7 protein-coding genes and 1 pseudogene are annotated in these 5287 nt (G+C 63.5%); 3 read left to right on the forward strand and 5 right to left on the reverse strand.

Going from position 1 to position 5287, the window contains the following annotated elements:
- The 3 genes and pseudogenes from ACYQ8K_RS29690 to ACYQ8K_RS29700 all read left to right on the forward strand — a co-directional run.
- Positions 1 to 532: pseudogene (locus ACYQ8K_RS29690) on the forward strand (hypothetical protein); the annotation flags it as partial.
- Positions 529 to 1128, forward strand: coding sequence for a hypothetical protein (locus ACYQ8K_RS29695; RefSeq protein WP_225337337.1), 600 nt, complete (start codon positions 529 to 531; stop codon positions 1126 to 1128). The pseudogene ACYQ8K_RS29690 and the gene ACYQ8K_RS29695, both read left to right, overlap by 4 nt.
- A gap of 114 nt (positions 1129 to 1242) precedes the next feature.
- Positions 1243 to 1638, forward strand: coding sequence for a hypothetical protein (locus ACYQ8K_RS29700; RefSeq protein WP_225337336.1), 396 nt, complete (start codon positions 1243 to 1245; stop codon positions 1636 to 1638).
- On the opposite strand, the gene ACYQ8K_RS29705 is transcribed toward ACYQ8K_RS29700, so the two are convergent.
- From ACYQ8K_RS29705 to ACYQ8K_RS29725, 5 genes are all read right to left on the reverse strand, one after another.
- On the reverse strand, positions 1635 to 2033 hold the full coding sequence (locus ACYQ8K_RS29705) for a hypothetical protein (protein ID WP_139830093.1): 399 nt from the start codon (positions 2031 to 2033) through the stop codon (positions 1635 to 1637). The genes ACYQ8K_RS29700 and ACYQ8K_RS29705 overlap by 4 nt on opposite strands.
- 62 nt (positions 2034 to 2095) lie before the next feature.
- Entirely contained in the window at positions 2096 to 2401 is a 306-nt protein-coding gene (locus tag ACYQ8K_RS29710; protein WP_036474318.1) for a hypothetical protein, read from the reverse strand.
- Positions 2402 to 2411: 10 nt separating this feature from the next.
- Entirely contained in the window at positions 2412 to 3389 is a 978-nt protein-coding gene (locus ACYQ8K_RS29715; protein ID WP_081284056.1) for a type VII secretion target, read from the reverse strand.
- Positions 3390 to 3567: 178 nt separating this feature from the next.
- A complete protein-coding gene (locus tag ACYQ8K_RS29720) occupies positions 3568 to 4497 on the reverse strand; it encodes a DUF2637 domain-containing protein (RefSeq protein ID WP_036473331.1) in 930 nt (309 codons plus the stop codon).
- A 299-nt stretch (positions 4498 to 4796) separates the two neighbouring features.
- The coding region (locus tag ACYQ8K_RS29725; protein ID WP_459974913.1) for a DnaB-like helicase C-terminal domain-containing protein at positions 4797 to 5287 on the reverse strand (491 nt) is incomplete at its 5' end.

Genomic DNA, 5287 nt, shown 5'->3' on the forward strand with positions numbered 1-5287 from the left:
GCCCCCAGTCGAGGGCCTCCCACCTGAGGGCGTGCGGCCGCCCGTCGAGGGGCCCCTGACCGAGGGGCCTGCGAGTCGTCCCAGCGCGGTGGCACGCGGAGGGCGAAGCCTCTATGACCAACACGGCGGTGAGTGGCGCTACTACCCCGGTGACGAATGGCAGCACAATCCGCACTGGGATTACAAACCCCGCCCGGGGCCGGGCTCTGACTGGGAAAACGTTCCCATTGGCGGGCTACCTCCAGTCAGCGGCCCCTCGATCATCTCCGGTCTGCCGCCGTGGTTGCTCAATCCGAATGCGCCCGCACCGCCGGGCGTGATCGGGCCACCACAGAATCCGTTGTTGGCGCCGTTCCCCGGCGCCACCATGCCGGCGCCACCCCCGGCATCCTCCCCGCCGCCGGCGCCGAGCTTGATCCCCCACATCAGCCCGCCGCACATCGACGTGCCACCGCCGAGCCCCGCCGAAACCGAGGTGGCCGGCGGCGGGCTACTTCTGTTGCTCCTCCTGGGCGCGGTGGCCATCGCATGAACGACGTTTCCCCCATGCCGACCGCGTTTGATCCCACCGCGGTGTCGTCGCTGGCACAAGAAATCGCCCAGCACGTCGGCCCCTTGCAACATGTGGCCTCCACACACCTGCACCTCTGGTTGCCGGCACTCGCCGTCCCCTCCGCGTGGGCTATCGCCGACGCTGACGCCCCCGCGGTGACGCGTCTGCTGCTTCGCCGCGTGAACAGCACCAACCACTGGGATGGCTGCGAGGTCCTCAACCTGTACCGGGTACCGGGCACGGTGCCAGAAGCACTTGTTCTACGTAACGCCGACCGCATCTTGCGCGACAGTCAGGCAACCGAGATCAGCGCTCACCCGGTCGACGTACCGCCGCAATACGCAATCGTCGCCACCCGGGCCTCGGGCCGCCTAACCACCGGTAACCGCCAGGTTCTCAGTCACTTCAACAACTACGTCGTCAACAGCGCTGGCGGCGGGGCACTCATCGAGCAAGCCGTTGTCGTTGGCGCCGACGCCCAGTCGGCCTTAGCCGCGGAGTGCGCCGCATTGACTGAAAACCTGTACCGCTCGCTACTTGCCAGCATCGACCGTCCGCACGATCCGAGATTATGAGCCCGCGCTGCGCGATGAAGAAATCACACATCGTCCGTCTTGTCTTTGCGCCTCGGTATCATTCAACAACGACACTCAACTAGGTGCCTGGATAATCCCATGAACATAATTCGCGTGAACTATCTGCCCCGCTTTGATTACGGGCACGATGCGGTGTTGCTGACTCTGGACGGCCCTGGGCTCGACACTTTCCGCGCCGCACTCAACGACGCCATCCAGCGAGGGTCGTCGCGTTTGGAGCACGACAGCGTGACCCACGAATTCGTCATCAGCGCCGGCGCAGCCGATATCACCCTTGACCCAACGCACGTCACTTGGCAACTTGACCCGGCCAAAGCGGACGAGATCTCCCTTGACCTAACGGTTTTGAGCCAGAAGGGCCGCGCCGGCCATAACTACGTCGATATGTCGACACCTGCACCCACCCTCGTTGTGTCGCGCGACGAATACCTCGCAGTGACCTATCCCTGGATCGACCCGCCGGCACAAAGTCAAGGTACCCACGCCTAGGGCACGCTCCTGCGGCCTGCATTGGCTCCTCTCGGCCTGGGGGTCGAATGCCGTTCGGGCAGCGTTCTTTCCGCTGCCGCCGCGCAACCATCATTCGCCTCACGGATGAGGTTACTGGGCGGCAAACCGGTGGTGTGGATGCTCAGGCGTGAGCAGCAGTCCAAGCGACGGCGAAGTAGCTCACCATCAATCCGACGCCGATCAGCAGTGGCGCGATTCTGTAGGTGGCTGCGTGCGGATGGCTTCAGCCACAGGATTACTGCGACGTACGAGGCGATATGCAGGGCGTAGAAATACAATCCGGCGGCGGCGAGGGTGAAAGTCACCACGAACCAGAATCCGACTCCGGCGGCGAGGCCCGTCCCCAGGAAGGCCACCCATTGGATGCGGTTCAATGCTGTCATTCTACTGCCTGAGTTCCTCAGTGCGAGTGGAGATTTCGCCACGGCCGCGTCGCTCACACTTCATCCGACTCGGAGGTCTGATGAGTCATTGGTCCCACGTTGTTCGACGCTCTTTCGAGTACGAAAGTTCCTTTGCGTAGCGACCACCTGTAGATCCACAGGTTGAGCACGACGAGTACCGCCAGAACGTAGCTCGAGGGCGAGGGCTTTGTCGGAATCAGAAGAACCAGTACACAAGTGGCGACCCAGTAGATGTTCTGTCCCACTGTTGCCCACATTCCGCGACGCATGACGACCGCAAGCAGAATGAAGTACAACAGCACTGGCAAAATCCACCAATACTCACCCACGTTCTTCATCGAGACGTCCTTAGGGCCCGGCGATCATGCTGGGCATGATGGGTCCAAGTCCTGAATTTCCGCCTGTAGCAGTGCCGTTGAGGAAGGAGAACTGGAAACCACAGTCGTCGGGCATGTAGTAGTGAATGCTGGGGTTCGCTGCCGACAGTGTCGCGATTTGCGGAAGAGTTATCGGCTCCCATGGACCTCGGTATGCCGGCGGGCTGATGCCTGAGAGGCCGCCGGTGTTGGTACCGCCCAGCTCGCCGGTGATCTCGTTGGGGGCTTTAGGGGCCCATGCCGGCCCGGCGATTGTGCCCTGCGTCCATTTTTGAGCCTCGTAGGTGTACTGCACCCATTGCTGCTGGTGGCCGTCAACGGGGTCAGTGCGGGTGTAGTGCGTGTAGTCCTCACCTGAGATGCGGAAGCGATATTGTTCTTGCAGGTAGGCGAACGGCGGAGCGTTGTCATCGGCCCATGTTTTGCCGCCGGGCGGATAGAAGCCTGTGGGGCCGCCCTCAAGCGAAGGGCCTTTCCAGGGGCGGTGTCCAGTCCAGGGCGGCGGCGGAGTTTTCCCCACGTAGGGCGGCGGGACGATGTCTTGCCAGTGACCGAATCGTTCGTCTCCCACAAAGGGATTCCTGGGGTCGATCGCGGGCTGGGGTTGGTCGGGGTCGTTCGCAGCGTCCTTGTTGTCGACGGGGCGGAACTCGTTGTCCAGTGCCTGCGCGCCGGTCTGGTCGGCCTTGGTGTAGGTGGCGCTGTGCTCAGTGAAGCGCTGCGAGTAGGTGTTGAAGTCGGCGACCTTGGCCTGGAGCGGGCCCTCGGCCTTGGCCAGGCCGGCGGCGATGCCCACCGCCGTGGGGTAGCCCATCGGCCCGTGAGTCTGCATGACCCGCTGTAGTTCGGTGACGGCCTGCGGTGAAATCTGCGCTGCACGCTGGGCCAGCTCAGAGTAGGCGTCAGCGAACCGCAACAAGTCAGCCGGGTTGGCGTTTAGCTCCGCCATGTCCACCCCCCCATGGTGTCTTTGCCCGCGGCCGTGTCTGCGCTCGGGCCGGCTTCAGCCTACTGCGCGCTTTGGACAGGGTAAACCGCTGACCATCGGCGGTTGAGGCGCACGTCGCGGGCCACGTCCCACAGCAGATGCGGTGCTGCACTGCCTTTGCCTGCAGCAGCGCGCCGAGTCAGAGTTGGTTGGTCCCGTCCGTCGACGGAATGGCAGCGAGCCGGGCCAGCACGTCGTCTGCGGTGTGTGTGATGGTGCGAACGTCGCGGTGGTGCAGGTCGTGGTCGGCGCATACCGCCCGTTTGGAATCTCTCTTGTCGTAGAGACGGTGCAAGATCTCGGCGAGCTGCGTGGTGGGCAGCTCGCCGATCTTGCGCACGTCGCTGTTCTGCTCGCGTATGACTGCGGCGATGGATTCCCACCAGAGCCGCCGCTCGGCCTCGGATCGCGGGCCGCTGCTGACAGTGCCGGCGGCCGGCGAGAGCGGCACTGTCGCACCAGCCGGCGTCTCGATACCCTCACCGCCGTTACGTGGGGAGGCCAGGGTCAGCAACGCCAACGTCGAGCAGATCAGCGACATGTCGACCCCGATCGGCCACAGCCACGCCGTACCTGCGCTCATACCGACCAAGATCATGAGGTTCCGCAGAGACACGAACGACATCGCGAACGCACAGCCGGCGACACCCGCCATCAGCAGCAGCGCAGCGCCCAGCACGGCGGCGTCGACGCGGCGGTAGCCGTGTCGACGGTTCTTGATCAGTAGAGCCACCGAATGCGTCGACCCGAGCAGGATCGCGGGCGGAACGGCGGCCGCGATCGAGGCCAGCAGCTTCAAGTGGGGAGCCGGCGCAGTCATCCACGCATGAATCACGTTGCCGCCGATGGAAACCACGGTGGCGAACAGCAACCACATCCAGAAAAACCACACTGCGTGGCGCCGGGTGGCGTCGGGTTTGACGACATCGCTTTGGGCGAGGGTCCGCGACGGCTTCGCCTCGAGCGCAAGCTCCGCGGGCGCCGGTCCTGGCCACGACGAAGCGGACCGCAGGTGCTCGGCGGTGTCTGCCCCGTTACGGGCCGGAGCATCGTTATCAAGCACTGTCATGGGGTTTCTCAGTTCTCGTTATTCCGTCTCTGGGGTGACACCTGAGGGGTACAACGCCGCGGACGACATTGTCCGCGCTCGGAATCAGCTGTAGCACAATCTGATTAGTTGACCGCAGCCTTGCCTGGCCGGATGGTAACAGCCCGAACGGACACCGTCGATGGATAGCGCACCTGGTGGGGATAACGCGGCTCAGTCCTGTGCCGCTTCGGCCCTGCACTGGCCGCGATGGAGTTCGATGTGACCACCTTCAATGAGCCTTTCGCCCGTCGTGGTCGTCGAAGACCACCACCACGAACTCAGCTGCGGGCCAGGTCGCGAAAACTTGACATGTGCAGGGTGCTCGCGACTGTCAAAGTTCTTGGGGCGGGCCCATTTCGTTGTTTGGCGACGATCAGGTCCGCCTCGCCTCCTCGGGGGCTGTCCCGATCGTAGGCGTCGGGCCTGTGAATGAGGATGACCATGTCGGCGTCCTGCTCCAATTGACCGGTCTCGCGTAGGTCAGAGAGTTGGGGGATTTTGTCGGTGCGTTGTTCGGGCCCGCGGTTGAGCTGGCTGACGGCGACGACCGGCACATCGAGTTCTTTGGCCATCAGCTTGAGGCTGCGGGAAAATTCGGCCACTTCGGTCTGGCGGGATTCGACACGCTTGCCTGAGGTCATCAGCTGCAGATAGTCCACCACGATCAGCTGTAGCTCGGTCTTTTGTTTGAGCCGGCGGGCTTTGGCGCGGATCTCCATCATGGTCAGGTTGGGTGAATCATCGATATACAGTGGAGCGTCGGTGATTT

The organism is Mycobacterium sp. MUNTM1 (assembly GCF_054660795.1).